Genomic DNA, 18,803 nt, shown 5'->3' with positions numbered 1-18,803 from the left:
AAGTCTAAATTGCGGTAAATAACGAGGGGGATTGATTGTAACCCCTCTTTTTTTGTGGCTACCAATGGATCTGACTCAGGATGTAGCGGAGTCGGTCGTAGTCATCTTTGAGGAGGGTGCTGATCATCCGCCCCACATCCACTAACCATTGGCGATCGCCTTTTCGCAGTCGGTAGACTTCCCGCACTGCTGCCGCCATGAGGGATTCTGGAGGCACCCAATTCACCTGCAAAAGCACCCGGAGAAACTCTAATCTGTCGGTGAAGTGAATAATTTCGTCCGGTTCGCAATGGTAAACCGATTGGTGAATTTGGGGGGGACGGGGCGGTAAATATTGAAACACTTCGCCCCGCCGACCATTGCGGCGATTACTGGGAATTTCAAAACCGACGATGGCCGCCCGAAATTCCGTTTTGAGCATCGCAAAAATTTGCGGCTGTTGTTCTCGCAACTCCTCAAGGCTCATCCCCAAGGCCCTGGCCCGATGGACTGAATCAATGGGGGCGGTGGTGACATAGGTAACGACCCCGTAGACGATGTTGCCTGATTCTTCGTCATAGGATTTTACCCAACTGCCAAAGGGGGGCATCACTGGAAAGCTGAGGTCTTCCGGCTCCAAACATTGGGCGGTGAACTCAGTGGTGGCAGTTTCAATGACCTCGGCAATGTGATCGGGGTGGCGATCGCCAGGGGAAAATTGAGGCAAGGGCAGACGCATAGGAGGAGCCAAAGGGACTTATTTCGTGACTTCAAGCTCCGCGAGGTTAAAGGTAATCAGTTTATCCCAGTTCCCCCCTTCAAAAAGAACTGCCGCCCGACCATCGCTGACCCGTTGGACGAGGCCCTTAAACCGATAAAAGGTGTCATCGGGGTTGATTACGCGCACCGTGCTACCAGGGAGAATCATCGCTTCCAAACCTTTTACTGAAATGACTAAGAAATTTTACCTATCATAGCGCGTTCAATTGGCGTTACTCGCCGAATCTGTCAGGCGATCGCCTTCATTATTGAGTTGGGGTAGGGATTCTGGAAAGTAGATCGTGCGAATATCTGTCGGCAACTCTTCTAAAACCAGTTGACGGCCCCGTTGCAACCAATCTTCCACATCCTCAACGGTTAAATACTCTCTCTCGGCCTGGAGATGGGCAGAAATGCGGGTCGAGCTCCAGTGAAAATGATCCGCGAGCACCACAATCAACCGGGGCAGTGGCGGAACTAAATCCAAGGCCTGTTCGAGGTAACACCACAGGGGCGGCGTTGTCCGCTTAATGTCATAGTTAATGCTGGCCACTGGCGGAATCTCAAACTGATCTTGGTAGGCCGTTGCCACTTCCAAAAGCCACTGCTGTAAAGATTGAAACCCTTGGGCCTCTAAATCGAGGGTGCGCATCTCGTGGAAAATTTGCCGCCAAGTCAGGGCAAAAAGGTAGTCCGTCTGCACAGGCGATCGCCCCCCGTGGCCAATGAGCGTGTACACCAACGGCGCGTATCGGCAAAAAATCCCTGTGAAGTATTTCCCTTGATCCGAATAGCGTTGACAAAAAGTCAGCAGATCCGAATCGCTATAATGGTTGAGGGCCAAAATCAGTGGATGATTGGTTTCAGAAAAACTCGGAATCTGAATCATGTCCTGCAATAATGCCTAAAAAGTGCCTGTGCGGCGTCACCTGATTTTAATCATAAGCGATTCACCTCCCAACTTTTGTTCCATGACCGTTGCTTTCTCTGCATTGTCCCATCCCTCAATGGCAGCCTTTTTCCCCGCCTTCGATAGCCTGTTTTCCACCCAAGGCATCATGGTGATGTTGCTCTGTGCCTATGGGGTCGCCATGTGGATGTTTCTGACCACAGCCCCCAAAGTCCACACGATTATGGTCTCGGATCTAGAAGTGGCCAGGGGATTTTATGAAGGAATTTTGCAGCTCCCCGTCGCCGATGTCCCCCTCCACTACTACTACAACTATGAACAAACCCTAGGGGCCGCCAGCCTTGACCCGATGTATATGGGGGCCAGTCCCATGGCGATGGGCCGCACTGAAACCTTGGGGGGGGCCGACGGGTTATGGTATCAACTGAAAAAAAATACCCAACTCCATGTGGTATCTGGGGCGAGCCTCGGAAAAAAGAATCGCCAACGCCACGTTTGTTTCGATAAGGATTGTTTAGAAGCGCTCCTGCCCCGTATCCAAGCCCGCCGTCTCAAATATAAAATTCGCCAGGAAAAACCCTTAAACTTTCTGGTCAAAGACTGGGATGAACGGGTGATCGAACTCGCAGAGGTCATTAATTAATTAACTCGCTACAGGTTTATCAACGTAACGACCCCAGGCGCGACGGTGCAGAACGTTGCAACGTTTCCCCTTCAACTAACGTATGCACTTGCCAAGGGACTTCAGCGTTGGGATAGTCAGTGCGATAGTGCCCACCACGGCTTTCGGTACGCCAGAGGGCACTCTTGAGGATCAAGAGGGCAACATCGGTGAGATTACAGGTTTCTGCGTAGAGACGAATTTGCGCCTCGGCATCGGGGTGGCTTAGATGAATTTGCTGTGGGGGATGGCCTTTTAGAAATTGTGCTAGGGGCATTTGCTGGAGTTGTTTTTGCCAGGTGCTTACCTGAGTGATCGCCTCTTGTAAAATTTTTTGTTCTCGACAAATACCAGCGCTTTGCCAGAGCAATAGGGGGAGATCGGCCCGGATCGTTTGCACTTTAACGGATAATTTTTTCCAGCTTGCGGTGATGGTCTGGATCTCAGGATCTTGTACCGCTAGGGTCGATGGTTTTGGCTGGAGATCCCGCAGTTGTGCCGCAAAAACCAGACATTCTAGCAAGGAGTTACTCGCGAGACGGTTCGCCCCATGGACGCCTGTACTTGCGGTTTCGCCAATGGCATAGAGCCCTGGAATCGAGGTTTCACAGTCTGTATTGGTGGTAATCCCTCCCATCCAATAGTGGGCGGCGGGGGCCACAGGAATCGGCTCCGTAAAAACATCCACCCCCCACTCGGCACACATCCGAATAATGTTCGGGAAGCGACGGCGGATTTTTTCGGCGGGGATCACACTCAAGTCGAGGTAAACATGGGCATTGGCCGGATCGCCAGCATTTTCGGCTAGGTAGCTAAAAATAGCGCGACTGACCACATCACGGGGGGCGAGTTCACCGTCTGGATGGTAGTCAAAGGCAAAGCGATCACCATTAAACCCCAATAAGTGCGCCCCTTCACCCCGTACCGCCTCACTAATCAAAAAATGAGGCGCATTCGGTTTCGTTAAGGCCGTGGGATGAAATTGAAAAAATTCGAGATCCCGCAACTGGGCCGCTGCTCGCCAAGCCAGGGCCACCCCATCCCCGGTGCTGACAGTGGGATTTGTGGTTTGAGCGAAAATTTGGCCGCCACCGCCTGTCGCTAAAATTACGGCTCCTGCGGCAATCCATTGGATGTGATGATCAAATAAAACACTGACCCCTTGGCATCGGCCCGTTTCATTGCGCCAGAGTTGGAGGGCGAAGGCCTGGGAAACAATGTGAATGTTCGGACGTTCAACCACCTGCTCGATCAAGGTGGTGATGATCGCTTTGCCGGTAGTGTCGGCAGAATGTAACACCCGGGGGCGGGAATGGGCGGCCTCCAGGGTCATCGCCAGTTCCCCATCCCTACGGTCAAAGGCGACCCCCATGGCCACCAGATGATCAATAGCTTCCTTCGCATGGTTAACTAAAAACTCAACAGCCTCAGGATCACACAGGCCCGCCCCCGCCTTGAGGGTGTCTTGGAAATGTAATTCTGGGGAATCCATCGGGGCGATCGCCGCCGCAATCCCGCCCTGGGCCCACTTACTCGATCCAGTGCGTAGCTTTGCCTTTGTGATGAGACCCACCTGTAAATGACTCGGCAAGGACAAGGCTGCATACAAGCCCGCTGCGCCACTCCCAATGACAACAACATCAAATTGAGTCGGCAAATTGGTCACGCTGGTCATTCCTTTGGGCAGTGGGTGGGCAATAAATTCTAATCACTATAGCTTTAAACCGCGGCGAACTGTGAGTTGTCCTTGACTACCCATGACGCCTGGTTGATTTCAAGGCGATGGCGCAAAAGAAAAACATTTCTGCCATTGAATTCACAAAAAAAATCCCCCCAGAACGAAGGGACTTGCTTTTTTTTCGGGGTGTTGGGAAATTTTCCTGGCTGAAACTAACGGTAAGTTAGCCATTGGGAAAATAACTTGAAGCTATAGCCGCAGTAGATGAATATCATGGGCAAAATTAACCGAAATCAACAAATTTTCAGTGAAAGTTTCGATTTATCGCACAATGCTACTGAGCATCCAAGCTTGTTTCTCATGATCGCGGATCCGGCCACTGAGGAGTTCTACTGTAGAAACATCGTGGTTTTGTTCTGCCTGTTGCAGGACGCCCTTCAGCTTCTCGGTCAGGGTGATGTGGTCATTCGATAGCTCGGCGATCATTTCTTCGGCGCTGGCTAAACCACTGGCCTCCTTGAGAGAACTCAATTCTAGGAACTGATGGAAGGAACCAGGGGCGGATAAGCCTAAGACCCGGATACGTTCGGCAATGTCATCTACGGCGATCGCCAAGGCTTGATACTGCTCTTCAAGTAGGTTGTGAATACCGTAGAACAGATTCCCTTGGACGTTCCAGTGGAAATTCTGGGTCTTTAGGTAAAGCAAATAGGTATCTGCCAGAATGTGGGACAGAGATTGGGCGATCGTTAAGGATGCCTCTTGGTTTTGGGTCGTTGTACCAGTGGTGGGGGCTTGTAAAGTCGTAGCCATAAAATATTTTCCTCCTAGTGTTGTTAAAGGGATTTGGTAAATGGGTTAGAGAAGCCCGGTTAACAGGGTGAAGTCATTCGCTCCGACCCCTGGGCTAAACAGAGTTGTGTTCTAGGACAAACTCTGCTTTAAGGTTTTTTAGAATTCATGGTTCTTAAATGCTTCAGCGTGCTCACTGTGAGTCAAGGTTTAACCTAGGCCTGTTGTAGGGTTTTGGGTTTTGCCCAGATGCCCTGGCTGTTCTGTTCGTATTCATCTTCGACCCGCATCCAAGCGCGGTAGGCAGCGACGTGTTGATTTTGCTTCTCTGTGTAGACCTGGTTGTAAACCTCGACAAAGGTTTCTTGGGCCGCATCAGCAAGGCGTGAGCGCACAGACTCCGGCAAATCCTCGGTTGAGCTGACTTTTCCAGTATCAAAGCGGGAGAGCAAGAAGTCTTTACAGGAGAGAATGTCTGTCCCGCCTTCCGCCTGGAAGAGACTTTCTAATTCTGTGGCAGTACCCTGACTTGTTTCGGCGGTCAGCATCAAGCCACCTGCTTTAATCTTCGTTTCGTAGATGGCTGCCTTTTCTTTGGGCATGCCGAGGCTAACGAGGGCAGAGATGAGTCCGACACCTGCACCACCGGCGATCGCCCCGCTAGTTGCGCCGAGGAGGGCCGCACCGATGGGGCCACCCGCGACCACCGTACCAATGAAAGGAACAAATAGGACACCGAAGCCACTCAGGGCACTAAATAGGGTTCCGAAGAGGGCACCGTAGATTGCGCCGGACTGCAGACCTTCTTTAATGAAATCTGCCCGACCGAAGAAACCAGTGATTTGGGTTTCTGACTGCAGATTCTTACCGATGATGGAGATGTCTTCTCGTTTCACCCCCATATCGAGCAACTGCCTTAGTACTTTGTTTGCCTGTTGGCGATCCTCAAAGATCGCGGAAACAGTACAGGGTACTTTGGTCTGAAGATCAGCCGTTTGTTGATTGTTTTGGTTCTGATCAAGGGTTGCCGTAGTCATGGATTATCCTCCTATTGTCTCTTGTTCGTGTTGCGTGGTGAGACAGAGGATTAGAAGTTGTTGACAGCTTTCTGGAAGGATTGGTCTAACTCTTGCCAAGCACTTTCAAAGCCCTTCTGCAAGTCATCCCAGGCTGATTCGCTGGCATTCTGAAGTTCGTCGAATTTCTGTTGGGCAGCATCCCGCTTGGCGGTTAGCTCTTCGAGCATATTTTGGTATTTGAGTTTGCCGTCTGCCTCTGCTTGATCAACTTTGGCACGGAACTCATCAATGCGGGCGTCGATTTTATCAATCTGCGCTTTGACTTTCTCTTTATAGCGTTTTTGATTTTCTGCGTTTTGTTCTAGGGTTTTATTTAGTTGGTTAGCCATAAAGTAAGGCTTAAACCTCCTTGTTGATGTGTTCTTCAAAAAATCAAGCACGGGTCAGATTCAAAGTTCAAAATTTTGTTTTGAAATCGAATTCGTTTTTGCTTGACTACACCTTTAATATTATAAAATATTCCGACTGAGTACATCTATCGATAGACATAGATCGCTTCTGAAACGCTTATTTATCAAGGGTTTCAAATTTCAAAGGTATTGTTTTTGCAATATTTATTCGGTTTCCCGAACCTAAACCGAACCGTTTTTTTAAAGTCTTTCTGAATTGCTCAAAAAAGACTTTAACCATAATCTTTTATTGTTTAATTTTGCTCCCATATAATTTTAGCAAGCTGCCACTAAATATCTGGGCGGATACAATAAAAAAGAGGCCGCCCGGATGACGACCCCCCAGAAATTTTCTTTTTAGGCGTAAAATTTAAGCTGTTGATTTAGAAGGATAAACCGAGATTAATGCCGAGGGCAGCATGGACCACAAGGAGAGCGATCGCCGCCGACCCCACATAGGCATGCACCGTGCGCAGGGAATCTTTGCCGAGGAATTTTGTGATCGATAGCGCACCGTTGGCCATCAACATCCCAATGGCGATCGTGCCTGTCCAGAAGTGGGGACTTTCAAAAATTGGCTCTCCCTGCATGACTAGAGAAAGAACACCCCCTGTCCAACCCAGGCTGATAAAGGTTGTGAGCCAGAGCGCTGCTTTTTTGTGCCAGTAGGCGCTCTCGTTTTTGTCGCTGACATCTTCACTACGGCGAATCTGCCAACCCTTAACGGCGGCAGAACCACCGACGGCCACGATGACAATGCCCATCATCAAGGGATGCCCCCAGTGGGTAACGATTTCTGGGATCGGTAAAGTGTTGAACCAAGCGGCAATTGGTTCTAGATAAGGACGAATGAACTCACCCATGTTATTTCTAAAAATTTTCTTAAAAAGTTTGCGTTCTCTATCTTAGAGGATTCGTTAAACCGCCCACGACTTTCGGCGAGAGGAAATATGGCCAATGGATCACAAATGGTTGGATGGAGTGACCGTTAGGCGATCGCCAAAATTTTTTCCCGGAGCGTTTGGTCTTCGGTGAAGGTCTGGTTGGTGGCTGCCAAATCATCCAAGAGGGGCTGCAGATAAACCCGGAGCGGCTGGGCATCATCGGGGAGGGAAAGGTCTGGGTTGATATCGAGGATGCCCTGGGTGAGGAACCAACGTTTTTTAATATCTGGATCTGGAATGACCAAATTTTCCGCCTGGATCACCGCGTCATTAAAGAGCAAAATATCGAGATCTAGGGTGCGGGGAGCATATTTATCGGCGGTGCGGACTCTGCCGAGCTTTGTTTCGAGCGATCGCAAAATATCAAACTTAAATGCTGTCGCCTCGTACGCTGTTTCGACAAAGGCAACACAGTTAATGTAATAGGGCAAATCCTTGGTGGGGGCTTGGCCTGGGGCCGGAATCGCGTCCGTCACAAAACACCGCGAGACCGCTTTGAGCTGACAGAACTGCTTTAATTCCGTCATCGCTTGCAAGATATTGGCTTCCGGTTGAATATTCGAGGCGACGCTGAGGTAGACACGATTCTGGGCCATGGCTTTTAACGCTCCCGGTAGATTGTAACCGCCGAAGCCTTGGCAAAACGGAGGGCGCCGGGTTTATCAATGGTGACTTCTACCTTTTCGACAAGGGCATCGGTAAAGCAAATATCAGCGACGACCTGGGCCATTTTTTCGATCAAATTGTAGCTAGAAGGCTCAATGGCGGCCAAAATTGCCTTGGTGATTCGTTTGTAATCAACGGTGTCATCGATACTGTCGGTTTGGCCCGCTTTGGTGAGATCCGCGTGCATCACCACATTGATCACCACATCCTGTTTTTTGGTGCGTTCTTCCGGAAAAATGCCGATAATGCAGCGCAACAGCAGGTCACGAATGTAAATTTTATCGAGGCTTTTAGACATAGAAATTTTCTCCTAGGTGAAACCCACCATCAACACAAATGACTTGGCCAGTGATGAAGTCATTTTTTAAATAAAACAGTACCGTCTGGGTAATATTGCGTGGATCACCAAACCGTCCCAGGGGGGTTTTTGCAATCACGGCTTGCACCCGCTCATCTCCCTCCGCATTGACTGGTGGCAAGATGGGGCCTGGGGCGATCGCATTGACACGAACATTGGGGGCAAGCTCAAATGCTAACATCTTCGTGAAACTATGGAGCATCTTTTTGCTCAGGTGATAGGGCACGTGCTCATGGTCATAGCCGTAGATACGCGTATCAAGGAAATTAATCACATTCCCGTGGCTAGATTCTTTAGAAAAGAACGCTTTCGTCAACAAAAAAGGGTGCAGGGCGTGAACTTGAATATTGTCCCAGAGATTTTCTGGACTCAGGGCAAACAAACTTTCCTTATTAAACATCGAGGCATTATTAATCAAGATGTCTAGTTGGGGCGTTTTCGCTTTCACCGTCTCGATCATCGCCTCCACACTGTCCCGCTGGAGCAGATCCGCCGCCACAATATCCACCGAAATTGGCAAAGCTGAAAGTTCTTCGGCCAGTTGTTCTACCTCGGCTTGGGAAGAGCGGTAATGGAGGATGAGATTGATTCCTTCCTGGGCGAGGGTCCGGGCGATCGCCGCACCGATGCGTTTTGCCCCCCCTGTGATTAAAGCGGTTTGTTGACTCATGGTTCCCGTTCGGCAATTAAAACCCATAGAAGTTAACCTATTCTTTCTGGAGAAAGCAAGCGTGACCCGGATGATGCGTACCAACCGAAAGATCTGCCACCACTGCCTGAAGATGTAACAGATGTACAGAGAACCTTTAAGCCAGGGAAACGGGAATGATAAAATTTGGAATACTTTTTTAGTGAAAGAGAGAGAAGGTCAACGTGGTTCAAGTACCGATCAAGCCCACCCCGCAAACCCCCGCCCCCACCACTGCAATTCCCAATGGCCCGGCCCTCGAAGCTTGGTTAAATGACTGGGCGCAGCGGATTATCAATGGCGATCGCCTCACCCGTACCGAAGCTCTCCGTCTCACCGCCATCACTGGCCCCGAAAATATCCTCAAACTCTGTGCCGCTGCGGATCTGATCCGGCATGAATGCTGTGGTAATACCGTTGACCTCTGCAGCATTGTGAATGTGAAATCCGGGAGCTGTTCCGAAAACTGTAGTTTCTGTTCCCAGTCCGCCCACCACCCCGGCGAAGATTCCCCTGTGTATGGCCTCAAAACCGCCGAAGAAATTATTGAACAGGCCAAAGCAGCCGAAGCCGCTGGGGCGAAACGTTTTTGTCTCGTCAGCCAAGGCCGGGGCATTAAGTACAACAGCCCCAGGGATACTGAATTTGAGCAAATTTTAGAAACCGTGCGCCGTATCCAGGCAGAAACAGCGATCAAGCCCTGTTGCGCCCTCGGCGAAGTCACCCCAGAACAAGCCCAACAGCTCCGGGATGCCGGCGTTACCCGCTACAACCACAACCTCGAAGCTTCGGAAAATTTCTTCCCCGATATCGTCACCACCCACAGTTGGCAAGACCGGGTCGAAACCATCAAAAATCTCAAAGCAGCAGGCATTCAGGCGTGCAGTGGTGGCATCATGGGCCTCGGTGAAAGTTGGGAAGACCGGGTTGATTTGGCGATCGCCCTGCGGGATCTCGAAGTCGAATCTGTGCCTTTGAATCTCCTCAATCCCCGTCAGGGAACTCCCCTCGGAAGCAATGACCGCCTCGATGTCTACGAAGCCCTCAAGTGCATGGCAATCTTCCGGTTCATCCTGCCCGAACAAATTATCCGCTATGCTGGCGGTCGCGAAGCAGTGATGGGTGAACTGCAACACCTCGGCCTGAAGGCAGGCATTAACGCGATGCTCATTGGCCACTACCTCACCACCATGGGCCAACCCCCTGAACAGGATCAAGCAATGCTCGAATCCCTTGGCTTACAAGGGGGTGAAGCACCGATTCCTGGCCAATATTCCGCCGCCCAATAACCCTTGAAAGCGAAAGCCCTCCCCAGATCCTTGTCCCCAAAGCAAACTGCCACCACTGGCCCGAACTGGTTTAACCAACTCCTGTGGGCATTGATCGGTGTATCCCTGACGATTGGGGGCACCTTCATCGAGGCCCATCGGCTCAATCTCCCTTGGGACTGGTCAACGGCGGGACTACAAACTCAGTCTTTGGGGATTTACTGTCAAGTGGCTGCCGTTCTCCTCACGGGCTGTTTGGGGGGCAAAAATGCGGGGATTATCGCCCAGATTGCCTATATTCTGATCGGCTTGTTTTGGTTGCCGGTGTTCTCCCAAGGGGGAAAACTGGGATATCTGACAGAACCCACCTTTGGTTACATTCTTGGCTTTATCCCAGCGGCGGGCATTTGTGGTTGGCTTGCCTTTCGGTATGTGCTGAGTTTAGAAGCCCTCGCCCTCAGTGCTTTTTGTGGTCTGATCGCTCTCCATAGTTGTGGCATTCTTTATCTGGTGGGGCTGACCCTCCTGGAAAAATTACAGGCGACGGAACTGAGTTTGCTCCAGGCGATCGCCCTCTATAGTGTGACTCCCTTTCCGAGTCAGTTAATGCTAGTCTGTGGTGTGGCCGTGTTGGCCTATGGGGTACGACGGATTTTGTTCTATTAGGCCAAAGTATTGGGCTTGATATTCTTTCTTTTTAGCGAAACGGAAACTCTCTCTCCATGGATCTGCGCCAAGATTTACTGAAAAATCGCTGGTTTTGGCTTGTTGCCTTCTTCGGATTAGTCCTCGATCAACTCACAAAAACCATTGTGCTCCAGACCTTGCCGGAGGTGGGTGATACCTTTGCCCTCTGGCCGAATATCTTCCACTTCACCTATGTGCAAAACACTGGGGCTGCCTTCAGTATCTTTACCGATGGGGTGCATTGGCTCCGGTGGTTGTCCTTGGGAGTCAGTGTGGGTTTGATGGCCTTGGCTTGGTTTGGCGATCGCCAAACGCTCTGGGAACAAAGTGGCTACGGATTTATTCTTGCGGGGGCGATGGGCAATGGCGTCGATCGCTTTTTATTTGGCTATGTGGTCGATTTTCTCGACTTTCGCCTGATTAATTTCCCCGTGTTTAACATTGCCGATGTCTGTATCAACATTGGCATCGCCTGTTTATTGCTCAATTTATGGTTTTCCTACCGCCTCGCCCAAACAGAATCGCCCCCTAACTCTAAGTAATCTTTTAATAATCTGGAGGGTGGAGCGATCGCCGTTATAGATTCTCAGAAAATATCAAGAATAGATATATTCACTGCCATTGTGTTCGTTTTGCTGCGAGAGCAACTGCTCCTCTAATTGGGCAATACGTTTGTAGGCCACCGTCAACTGGGCCGTTAGTCGCTTGATCTGCCATTCCGGGCTCATTTGCTTCTCGTCCATGGAACGCCCTTCTAAGCCTAGGGTTTCATCAAATAAAACATCTTTGTGGTGAAAGGATTCTCCCCCGACCCGAAAATCTAAGCCAAAGACCGCTGGATCAATTTTGGGAACCATTGCCATCAAATCTGCTTCCGACAAGGATTGTCCCGTTGGGCCTAGCCCCTGCTGCATTTGTTCGACGGTTTGATACAACAGATCAAGCTGATGTTTCAACTCGTTGATATAGCCTTGAACACTCATATTTTGTCAGCCTAAAGTCGGGTCTTTGTCCCATGCTAGTACCAACCCCAAGGCTGTGAATATTTATCCTGATATATTTAAGATTCTCTTAGAAAACCTTAAGAAAACCTTGCCTCTCCAAGGATAAAGTTGCAATTGTCCTGGCCAAGGTTGAACTTGATTAAAGGCTAAATTTGCTATTTTTTGAAAAGATATTTCCCAGGGGAAACGACATTTAGATTTATGCCCAATCGCCGCCATTTTTTGACTATTTCCGCACTCTATGCCCTCGCTGGGTGTTTGGGAGGGTGTCAACGAACCTCGGAGACAACTTTACAAATCAATACATTACGGGGGTCAATCTCGCCACAACTGTTGACATTGTTTCGGCAAAACCAAGGGCAAACGGTCAGCTTAGATCTCAAACCCCTAGAACAGCTCCAAGAATTATTTGTAGTGCTGCAGGATGCGGCCATGAGGATACCGGAGACGTCTGAAAATTTCCTCAATCGCTCGGCAGCGGTGCCGGATTTGCTGACCCTGGGCCATGGTTGGTATCAACAGGCGATCGCCTTGGGATTTGTTCAACCGTTATCTCTGGAGGAACTAACGCGGTGGGAAGAGTTGGGGGAACCTTGGCAACGGTTTTTGCGCCGCAATGTCCAGGGCGAGATCGACCCCCAAGGGCAACTGTGGGGACAGCCTTACCGCTGGGGCACGACGATGCTGGTCTACCGCAAGGATAAGTTGAAAAACCTGGGGTGGACACCGACGGATTGGGCGGATCTATGGCGGCCAGAATTACAGGGAAAAATTTCTCTGCTGAACCAATCGCGGGAAGTGTTGGGGCTTTTGCTGAAAAAACAAGGGAAATCCTACAACGAAACCGCCCCGGAGGCGATCGCCAATTTAGAGAGCGATTTCCAAACCCTCCACCGCCAGGTCAAATTCTATAGTTCCACCCACTATCTCCAGCCCCTCAACATGGGCGACACCTGGATTGCCCAGGGGTGGTCCCAAGATATTTTGCCGCTCCTGCAACGCTACCGCAATTTAGGGGCAGTGATTCCCGCCAGTGGTACGGCCCTCTGGTGTGATCTGTGGGTGCAGCCCCAACGCAGTCAAACTCCTTTTAGCACCCTAAAAACTTGGTTAGATTTTTGTTGGGAACCGGCGGCGATTCAGCAGATTTCCCGCAGTAGTCACGGGGCCTCTCCACTAATTTATGCGGCGACCAATTTAGACCCTGCCATCACTGATAATCCGTTAATTTACCTCGATCAAAACACCTTCCGGGCCAGTGAAATTATCGAGATGTTAGACCCCGACGCGACGGCCCAGTATCAACAGGTTTGGCAGGCAGTGCGCCAGGGCTAGGCCAGAAAAATTTTGATTTTGCCCACCGCTGTTCTGGATAATGCGGAGGAAGATCATCGATTGAGGAGTTCCCATGACCCACGACACCATTGGGGTGGCGATCGCCGGTACCGGTTTTGGCCAAAAAATTCACATTCCCGGCCTCCAACACCACCATCGTACTGAAGTGGTCTCGATTTACCATCGCGATCCGGATAAAGCCCAGGCGATCGCCGCTGCCCATCAAATTGCCGAAAGTGCCAGCGACTTTAATGAGCTTCTAGAAAATCCTGCCGTTGCCGCCGTTGCCATTTCGACGCCCCCTTTTTTGCATTATGAAATGGCCAAACAAGCCCTCCTGGCCGGGAAACACGTCCTCTTAGAAAAACCCATGACCCTGAATGGGGCTGAGGCGCGGGAGCTTTACCATCTGGCAGCCCAAAAAAATCTAGTTGTGACCCCGGACTTTGAATTTCGCTTTGTCCCTGCTTGGCAATGTCTCGCGGAATATCTACAACAGGGTTTTGTTGGGGAAAAACGCCTGATTACGATCAACTGGTTAGTGACCAGTCGAGCCAACCCAGACCGACCTTGGAATTGGTATGCCCGCAAGGATCAAGGGGGTGGCGCTTTGGGGGCAGTGGGTTCCCATGCCTTTGATTATGTCCATTGGTTGTTTGGCCCCGTGAAACGTTTGGCGGGTCATCTCAGTTGCGCCATTAAAGAGCGACCCGACCCCAAGGATGGCGATCGCCTTAAACCCGTCGATGCCGATGACACCTGCTTGATCATGCTAGAACTGGCCGACGGTACGCCCTGTCAAATCAATATCACCTCCGTCAGTCACCACGGTCGGGGCCACTGGCTCGAAGTCTATGGCGATCGCGGTTCCCTGGTTTTGGGGAGTAGCAACCTCAAGGATTATGTCCATGGTTTTACGCTCCAGGCGGGCCAGGCGGGTGAAGCACTGCAACCTGTGGCCATTCCAGAGCGCCTTGAATTTCCCCAAACCTTTGCCGATGGACGCCTTGCGCCCTTTATTCGAGTTGTCGATCATTGGGTCAAAGCCATCGACCGCTGCCAACAAAATCAAAGGATTCCCGCAGATCCAGTGGCGATCGCCCCAACGCTCCGGGAAGGGGTCTATTCTCAGTTGCTAATGGATTTAACCCACCAGGCCCATACCCAAGGCCGTTGGTTAACGGTGCCGGATCTCGATACCTATCTCGATCTAGGCTGACGCGGTTGGGGAGAAGTACGCCGTCCCTGGGGATTTTGGCCAGTCGCCTGGGGGGCTAACCCATTATTCGAGGATGGTGGCGGTTGGAGTTGTCGCCGTCCGTTTTGAACAATTTCTAGTTGCTCCCGGAGATTCACCTCAAGGCGTCCGAGGAGACTGTGGGCATATTGATCCGCGTCTTGTTGGATGGCCTGGGCCTCGGCGATCGCCTGGTTTTTCATTTGCTGCACTTCCTGGGACACCTGCTGCCGAAAGGCCTCTAGATCGGCGAGGGTACTTTGGCGGAGGGCTTGGCATTCCTGCTCTGTGGTGTAGCGTAATTGGGCCGCCTGTTGCTCAGCTTGCCGGGTGAGGGCCATCTCGTCTAAGTATTGGGCGGCCTGCTGCTTGGCGCTGGTGACAATCCGATCCGCATCGGCTTCGGCCTGTTCAACGAGGTGTTGCTTGTATTGGAGCACTTCGACGGCCCGCTCAATAATTTCAGGAACACTGGCCCGTACCGCATCGAGCTGGTCTAAAACATCGTTGTCTTTAACGAGGGTTAGTCCCGTGAGGGGAATTTGAAAGCCTTCAAAAATTACTTCTTCTAAATGGGTGAGCTGTTCCTGCACATTCAAGTCTACCCCTCGATAAAGGGTTGGGGAGTTGGCATTATTGTCGGTGGGCTTACCTGGGGAGGATGAACTTTGTACCATTGATAAAGATCTTCAGCGACATTGTCAGGAACGAGGTGATCAACGGAACCACCAAATTTAGCAATTTCTTTGACGACGCTGCTGCTGAGAAAACTATATTCGTTGGAGGTCGCCAGGAATACTGTCTCGATATTATCCCAAAGCGTCTTATTTGTATGCGCCATCTGTAGCTCCTTCTCGAAGTCGGATAGCACCCGTAGTCCTCGTAGTAATACACCCGCATTACGTTGCCGCGCGTAGTCGGTGGTTAAACCTGTGAAACTCGCCACTTCCACGTTAGGTAAATGTTGGGTACAGCGGCGAATCTGGGCCACGCGCTTTTCGAGGCTAAAAATCGGCGATTTACTGGGATTGCACAGCACCGCCACGATTACTTTTTCAAAGAGGCGATCGCCCCGTTCAATGATATCGAGATGACCCAGGGTGATCGGATCAAAGCTTCCAGGATAAATAGCAATCACAAAATACAGCGCCACACAGAAGAGATCGGCTTTATTGTGACATATTGTTTCCCCAAGCCCCTAGGCAAACCCAGGGACATCAGCCCCTACAATGGAGAATGATTTTATCCACGATTTTAACCAGCTTATGAGCGAGCACCACCCGGAAAAAAAATACGAAGGTAAGGCAAAAATTCTCTACAGCACCGCCGACCCTGATGTTCTCCTCACTTACTTCAAAGATGACGCCACCGCCTTCAATGCCCAGAAAAAAGGCACCATCCAGGGCAAAGGAGAAATGAACTGCACCATTGCCGCTGCCCTCCTCCAATGGCTGGAAACCCAGGGTATTCCGACCCACTTTATCGAACAAACCAAAGCCGATGAAATGCTCGTTAAAGCAGTTGAAATTCTGCCGGTAGAAGTGGTTGTGCGCAATATTGCGGCGGGTAGTCTTTGTAAACAAACGGGTTTGGCCCAGGGCACAGTTCTCCCCCAACCCCTCGTGGAGTTTTATCTCAAGGACGATGACCTCGGTGATCCGCTCCTAACCCGCGATCGCCTTATGCTGCTTCAGATCGTCACCGCCGAGCAACTGGCCCAACTCCAGAACTATGCCCTGCGGATCAATGGTCTGATGCAAGGCTTTTTTGAGCGCTGTCAGATTACCCTGGTGGATTTTAAAATCGAGTTTGGCACCGACAAAACAGGCACAATTCTTTTGGCCGACGAAATTAGTCCCGACACCTGCCGCCTGTGGGATCAAACCGAAACAGACCCCAACCTGCGGGTGATGGATAAAGACCGCTTCCGTCAAGACCTCGGTAACATCGAAAACGCTTATCAAACTGTCCAGGCTAGGGTCTTGGCCCAGGTGCAGCAATTGCAATCCCTCGCCTAAATTTTCCCGACCCAAGGCTAAATTACGGGGTCTAGACATGGAAACATAAGCAACGCTTCCCCGTCTTCGACTCTGGTACAATCCAGCAGAGTAAATTACTCATGTTGGCCGATTTACAGAAAAAGCACTTATAAATATAGTGCTGATAACTTTCGTTTGATCTGGTGTTTGGACGTGCAGAAACAACAAAATTTAGACTATTTTTCCCCCCAGGCCCTCGCACTTTGGGCGGCGATCGCCTCTTTGGGTGTGATGTCTCCGGCCCATGCCGAACCCCGATCAGAAGGGAGTCACTCCGATCCCCTGGTGCCAACGGCGACCCAAGTGGTTGTGCCAGCTCTGCCCGTAGAGGACGTAGCCCCCACAGCAGCACCAGCTTCCCAGACGCCAGCGCCCCAATCCGAAAACCTGGCCCAATCACCAACCCAAGCTGTTACCTCTCCCATTGCTCAGGCTCAAGAAGCTCCCCAAGATAGTAATCTGCCGCAACTCTACGCCCAGCAGCAGGGAAATTCCAATGCCCAGCAAGCTAACCCCAACGAGCCTAGGGTATTGGTCGCAGAAATTCAGATTAATGGTGTGGGCGACAACGTCGAACTGGAACAAAGAATTATCCGGGCCATTGAAACACAAGCCGGGCGGCCGACGACGGTTTCGCAAATTCGTAATGATGTGAACCGCGTTTATGCGACAGGTTTGTTTGCCAATGTAGTCGCCACCCCGGAAGATACACCCTTGGGGGTACGGGTGACCTTTGACGTGGTACCCAACCCCGTTTTGACCGATATCGTCGTGCAGGCATTGCCCCTAGAAGGCAGTCAAAATATTACCCCTCCCGAAGTTGTCGATAATATTTTTAGCGATCGCTATGGCGAGATTATCAACCTCAATGATTTCCAAGAGGGTAGTAATAAGCTCCAACAACTCCAGCAGTGGTACCAAGACAATGGTTACGATTTAGCGAAGGTAATCGGTATTGATGAACCCAGTGCCGATGGGGTTGTGACCCTCGTCGTCGTCGAAGGGGTGATCGAAGATATTCAGGTTAATTTCATTAATGCTGACAATGAATCCGTCGATGGTAAAACCAGAGACTTTATCATTACGCGGGAAATGGAACTCAAACCAGGAGACGTTTTCCGGCGGGATGTCGCCCAACGGGATCTCCAGCGGGTGTTTGGTCTGGGATTATTTGAAGATGTCCAGTTAGATTTCACCACAGGCACCGAAGATCCGACCCAGGCTGTCCTCAATCTAAATGTCATTGAAGGAAATACAGGCTCCATCGCTGCGGGTGGGGGAATTAGCTCCGCCAGCGGTTTCTTTGGGAGTGTGAGCTACCAACAACAAAACCTGGGTGGCAATAACCAGCGTCTGGCAGCCGAATTCCAATTAGGACAACGGGATGCTCTGTTCGACCTATCCTTTACGGATCCTTGGATTGCCGGCGATCCTTACCGGACGTCCTATTCGGTCAATGCCTTCCGCCGTCGTTCTATCTCACTGATCTTTGATGGTGGGGAAAATGATGTTGATTTACAAGACAGTGGCGATCGCCCCCGGATTAACCGGATTGGCGGTGGGGTGACCTTTAGTCGTCCTTTATCGAAGGATGTTTTTGGCCCCTCTGAATGGCGCGCCTCCCTCGGCTTCGACTACAATCGCGTCCGGATTACCAATGCCGATGGTGATACAGAGTTTATCGACGAAGCTGGGAACCAACTCAGTTTCTCTGACAATGGTATTGACGATATCTTTGCTCTGAGTCTAAATGTGGTGCGCGATAAACGCACGAGCTTCGATGGGGCAACCCGCGGCTCCATTACCCGTTTCGGCACCGACCAGACCATTCCCATTGGTAGCGGCAGTATTCTCTTTAACCGACTCCGGGCCAGCCACAGTATCTATATGGATTCACCGATTAAACTCCCCAGTTTTGGCAGTGAAGAGAAACCCCATACTTTGGCCTTCAATATCCAAGGGGGCGCAATTATCGGGGATTTACCCCCCTACGAAGCCTTCTCTCTTGGGGGGAGTAACTCGGTTCGGGGCTTTGAAGAAGGAGACCTCGGCAGTGGCCGTAACTACATCCAAGCGACAGCAGAATATCGCTTCCCCATTTTCTCGGCGGTGGGTGGCGCGCTATTTGCGGACTATGCCACAGACCTCGGTTCCGGGGATGATGTGCCTGGAGATCCGGCGGGGACCCGTGGTAAGCCCGGTAATGGTTTCGGCTATGGTATCGGTGTGCGGGTGAATTCTCCCCTGGGGCCAATCCGGGTGGATTATGGGCTTAACGACCAAGGGGACAGTCGTATTCACTTTGGTATTGGTGAGCGTTTCTAAGGTGT

The 18,803-nt window shown here is 50.9% G+C and carries 22 protein-coding genes; 8 read left to right on the top strand and 14 right to left on the bottom strand.

Features of this window, described 5'->3' with window-relative positions; all coding sequences use genetic code 11:
- Nucleotides 1–58: 58 nt before the first annotated feature.
- Genes AACT35_RS07445 through AACT35_RS07435 form a run of 3 tightly spaced genes read right to left on the bottom strand, consistent with a single transcriptional unit; the run spans nt 59 to nt 1,627 of the window.
- Nucleotides 59–718, bottom strand: a complete 660-nt coding sequence (locus AACT35_RS07445; protein WP_012305931.1) for an HAS-barrel domain-containing protein — start codon at nt 716–718, stop codon at nt 59–61.
- A gap of 18 nt (nt 719–736) precedes the next feature.
- The gene (locus AACT35_RS07440; protein WP_012305932.1) at nt 737–907 is read right to left on the bottom strand and encodes an NAD(P)H dehydrogenase subunit NdhS; all 171 of its coding nucleotides are present in this window, start codon (nt 905–907) and stop codon (nt 737–739) included.
- A 54-nt stretch (nt 908–961) separates the two neighbouring features.
- A complete protein-coding gene (locus tag AACT35_RS07435) occupies nt 962–1,627 on the bottom strand; it encodes an RNA polymerase subunit sigma-70 (RefSeq protein WP_099240295.1) in 666 nt (221 codons plus the stop codon).
- Between the two features lie 82 nt (nt 1,628–1,709).
- On the opposite strand from AACT35_RS07435, the gene AACT35_RS07430 reads away from it, so the two are divergent.
- Complete coding sequence (locus AACT35_RS07430) at nt 1,710–2,291, top strand: glyoxalase-like domain protein (protein WP_099240293.1); 582 nt, start codon at nt 1,710–1,712, stop codon at nt 2,289–2,291.
- Nucleotides 2,292–2,310: 19 nt separating this feature from the next.
- Here AACT35_RS07430 and nadB read toward each other — a convergent pair whose 3' ends face one another.
- From nadB to AACT35_RS07390, 8 genes are all read right to left on the bottom strand, one after another.
- Nucleotides 2,311–3,984: an L-aspartate oxidase gene (gene nadB / locus AACT35_RS07425; RefSeq protein ID WP_099240291.1), complete on the bottom strand. Its 1,674-nt coding sequence runs from the start codon at nt 3,982–3,984 to the stop codon at nt 2,311–2,313.
- Between the two features lie 324 nt (nt 3,985–4,308).
- Nucleotides 4,309–4,800 (bottom strand): Dps family protein, encoded by a 492-nt coding sequence (locus AACT35_RS07420; RefSeq protein ID WP_012305936.1) that lies wholly within the window; start codon nt 4,798–4,800, stop codon nt 4,309–4,311.
- 194 nt (nt 4,801–4,994) lie between these two features.
- Entirely contained in the window at nt 4,995–5,816 is an 822-nt protein-coding gene (locus tag AACT35_RS07415; RefSeq protein ID WP_084448940.1) for a ChaB family protein, read from the bottom strand.
- A gap of 50 nt (nt 5,817–5,866) precedes the next feature.
- Nucleotides 5,867–6,187: a hypothetical protein gene (locus AACT35_RS07410; protein ID WP_012305938.1), complete on the bottom strand. Its 321-nt coding sequence runs from the start codon at nt 6,185–6,187 to the stop codon at nt 5,867–5,869.
- A 443-nt stretch (nt 6,188–6,630) separates the two neighbouring features.
- Complete coding sequence (locus AACT35_RS07405; RefSeq protein WP_062431953.1) at nt 6,631–7,110, bottom strand: DUF4079 domain-containing protein; 480 nt, start codon at nt 7,108–7,110, stop codon at nt 6,631–6,633.
- A 125-nt stretch (nt 7,111–7,235) separates the two neighbouring features.
- The gene (gene folK / locus AACT35_RS07400) at nt 7,236–7,787 is read right to left on the bottom strand and encodes a 2-amino-4-hydroxy-6-hydroxymethyldihydropteridine diphosphokinase (protein ID WP_099240289.1); all 552 of its coding nucleotides are present in this window, start codon (nt 7,785–7,787) and stop codon (nt 7,236–7,238) included.
- A 5-nt stretch (nt 7,788–7,792) separates the two neighbouring features.
- Nucleotides 7,793–8,155, bottom strand: a complete 363-nt coding sequence (gene folB / locus AACT35_RS07395) for a dihydroneopterin aldolase (RefSeq protein ID WP_012305941.1) — start codon at nt 8,153–8,155, stop codon at nt 7,793–7,795.
- The gene (locus tag AACT35_RS07390) at nt 8,148–8,885 is read right to left on the bottom strand and encodes an SDR family oxidoreductase (protein ID WP_012305942.1); all 738 of its coding nucleotides are present in this window, start codon (nt 8,883–8,885) and stop codon (nt 8,148–8,150) included. The genes folB and AACT35_RS07390 overlap by 8 nt, the downstream gene beginning before the upstream one ends.
- A 218-nt stretch (nt 8,886–9,103) precedes the next feature.
- On the opposite strand from AACT35_RS07390, the gene bioB reads away from it, so the two are divergent.
- Genes bioB through lspA form a run of 3 tightly spaced genes read left to right on the top strand, consistent with a single transcriptional unit; the run spans nt 9,104 to nt 11,400 of the window.
- Nucleotides 9,104–10,192: a biotin synthase BioB gene (gene bioB, locus AACT35_RS07385; protein WP_099240457.1), complete on the top strand. Its 1,089-nt coding sequence runs from the start codon at nt 9,104–9,106 to the stop codon at nt 10,190–10,192.
- Nucleotides 10,193–10,222: 30 nt separating this feature from the next.
- Nucleotides 10,223–10,837, top strand: coding sequence for a biotin transporter BioY (locus AACT35_RS07380; protein WP_223209852.1), 615 nt, complete (start codon nt 10,223–10,225; stop codon nt 10,835–10,837).
- A 56-nt stretch (nt 10,838–10,893) separates the two neighbouring features.
- Entirely contained in the window at nt 10,894–11,400 is a 507-nt protein-coding gene (gene lspA / locus AACT35_RS07375; RefSeq protein WP_099240285.1) for a signal peptidase II, read from the top strand.
- A 54-nt stretch (nt 11,401–11,454) separates the two neighbouring features.
- Here lspA and AACT35_RS07370 read toward each other — a convergent pair whose 3' ends face one another.
- Entirely contained in the window at nt 11,455–11,841 is a 387-nt protein-coding gene (locus AACT35_RS07370; protein WP_065715818.1) for a hypothetical protein, read from the bottom strand.
- Between the two features lie 222 nt (nt 11,842–12,063).
- Here AACT35_RS07370 and AACT35_RS07365 point away from each other — a divergent pair, with 222 nt between their 5' ends.
- Entirely contained in the window at nt 12,064–13,197 is a 1,134-nt protein-coding gene (locus AACT35_RS07365) for an extracellular solute-binding protein (protein WP_099240283.1), read from the top strand.
- A 73-nt stretch (nt 13,198–13,270) separates the two neighbouring features.
- Nucleotides 13,271–14,416: a Gfo/Idh/MocA family protein gene (locus tag AACT35_RS07360; protein WP_099240281.1), complete on the top strand. Its 1,146-nt coding sequence runs from the start codon at nt 13,271–13,273 to the stop codon at nt 14,414–14,416.
- Here AACT35_RS07360 and AACT35_RS07355 read toward each other — a convergent pair.
- Nucleotides 14,398–15,111 carry a DivIVA domain-containing protein gene (locus AACT35_RS07355; protein WP_143596810.1) on the bottom strand — a complete coding sequence of 238 codons (714 nt, stop codon included), beginning with the start codon at nt 15,109–15,111 and terminating at the stop codon, nt 14,398–14,400. The two genes, AACT35_RS07360 and AACT35_RS07355, sit on opposite strands and share 19 nt — an antisense overlap.
- Nucleotides 15,036–15,572: a pantetheine-phosphate adenylyltransferase gene (gene coaD, locus AACT35_RS07350; RefSeq protein WP_012305950.1), complete on the bottom strand. Its 537-nt coding sequence runs from the start codon at nt 15,570–15,572 to the stop codon at nt 15,036–15,038. The genes AACT35_RS07355 and coaD overlap by 76 nt, the downstream gene beginning before the upstream one ends.
- Nucleotides 15,573–15,699: 127 nt before the next feature.
- Here coaD and purC point away from each other — a divergent pair, with 127 nt between their 5' ends.
- Both purC and AACT35_RS07340 read left to right on the top strand, forming a co-directional pair.
- The gene (purC, locus tag AACT35_RS07345; RefSeq protein WP_065709975.1) at nt 15,700–16,452 is read left to right on the top strand and encodes a phosphoribosylaminoimidazolesuccinocarboxamide synthase; all 753 of its coding nucleotides are present in this window, start codon (nt 15,700–15,702) and stop codon (nt 16,450–16,452) included.
- A 174-nt stretch (nt 16,453–16,626) separates the two neighbouring features.
- On the top strand, nt 16,627–18,798 hold the full coding sequence (locus AACT35_RS07340; protein ID WP_099240454.1) for a BamA/TamA family outer membrane protein: 2,172 nt from the start codon (nt 16,627–16,629) through the stop codon (nt 18,796–18,798).
- The last annotated feature ends 5 nt before the right edge of the window (nt 18,799–18,803 follow it).

Source organism: Synechococcus sp. BDU 130192, assembly GCF_963876085.1.
Taxonomy (GTDB): domain Bacteria; phylum Cyanobacteriota; class Cyanobacteriia; order Cyanobacteriales; family MRBY01; genus MRBY01.
This window is presented reverse-complemented; position numbering and strand designations above follow the sequence as displayed.

Excerpts from the sequence above, each read along its gene's own strand:
- purC (WP_065709975.1), top strand. The coding sequence starts at position 15,700 with ATGAGCGAGCACCACCCGGAAAAAAAATACGAAGGTAAGGCAAAAATT.
- AACT35_RS07390 (WP_012305942.1), bottom strand. The coding sequence starts at position 8,885 with ATGAGTCAACAAACCGCTTTAATCACAGGGGGGGCAAAACGCATCGGT.
- folK (WP_099240289.1), bottom strand. The coding sequence starts at position 7,787 with ATGGCCCAGAATCGTGTCTACCTCAGCGTCGCCTCGAATATTCAACCG.
- AACT35_RS07430 (WP_099240293.1), top strand. The coding sequence starts at position 1,710 with ATGACCGTTGCTTTCTCTGCATTGTCCCATCCCTCAATGGCAGCCTTT.
- AACT35_RS07435 (WP_099240295.1), bottom strand. The coding sequence starts at position 1,627 with ATGATTCAGATTCCGAGTTTTTCTGAAACCAATCATCCACTGATTTTG.
- lspA (WP_099240285.1), top strand. The coding sequence starts at position 10,894 with ATGGATCTGCGCCAAGATTTACTGAAAAATCGCTGGTTTTGGCTTGTT.
- AACT35_RS07405 (WP_062431953.1), bottom strand. The coding sequence starts at position 7,110 with ATGGGTGAGTTCATTCGTCCTTATCTAGAACCAATTGCCGCTTGGTTC.
- AACT35_RS07420 (WP_012305936.1), bottom strand. The coding sequence starts at position 4,800 with ATGGCTACGACTTTACAAGCCCCCACCACTGGTACAACGACCCAAAAC.
- AACT35_RS07365 (WP_099240283.1), top strand. The coding sequence starts at position 12,064 with ATGCCCAATCGCCGCCATTTTTTGACTATTTCCGCACTCTATGCCCTC.
- folB (WP_012305941.1), bottom strand. The coding sequence starts at position 8,155 with ATGTCTAAAAGCCTCGATAAAATTTACATTCGTGACCTGCTGTTGCGC.
- AACT35_RS07355 (WP_143596810.1), bottom strand. The coding sequence starts at position 15,111 with ATGGTACAAAGTTCATCCTCCCCAGGTAAGCCCACCGACAATAATGCC.
- AACT35_RS07440 (WP_012305932.1), bottom strand. The coding sequence starts at position 907 with ATGATTCTCCCTGGTAGCACGGTGCGCGTAATCAACCCCGATGACACC.
- AACT35_RS07360 (WP_099240281.1), top strand. The coding sequence starts at position 13,271 with ATGACCCACGACACCATTGGGGTGGCGATCGCCGGTACCGGTTTTGGC.
- nadB (WP_099240291.1), bottom strand. The coding sequence starts at position 3,984 with ATGACCAGCGTGACCAATTTGCCGACTCAATTTGATGTTGTTGTCATT.
- AACT35_RS07415 (WP_084448940.1), bottom strand. The coding sequence starts at position 5,816 with ATGACTACGGCAACCCTTGATCAGAACCAAAACAATCAACAAACGGCT.
- AACT35_RS07370 (WP_065715818.1), bottom strand. The coding sequence starts at position 11,841 with ATGAGTGTTCAAGGCTATATCAACGAGTTGAAACATCAGCTTGATCTG.
- AACT35_RS07410 (WP_012305938.1), bottom strand. The coding sequence starts at position 6,187 with ATGGCTAACCAACTAAATAAAACCCTAGAACAAAACGCAGAAAATCAA.
- AACT35_RS07445 (WP_012305931.1), bottom strand. The coding sequence starts at position 718 with ATGCGTCTGCCCTTGCCTCAATTTTCCCCTGGCGATCGCCACCCCGAT.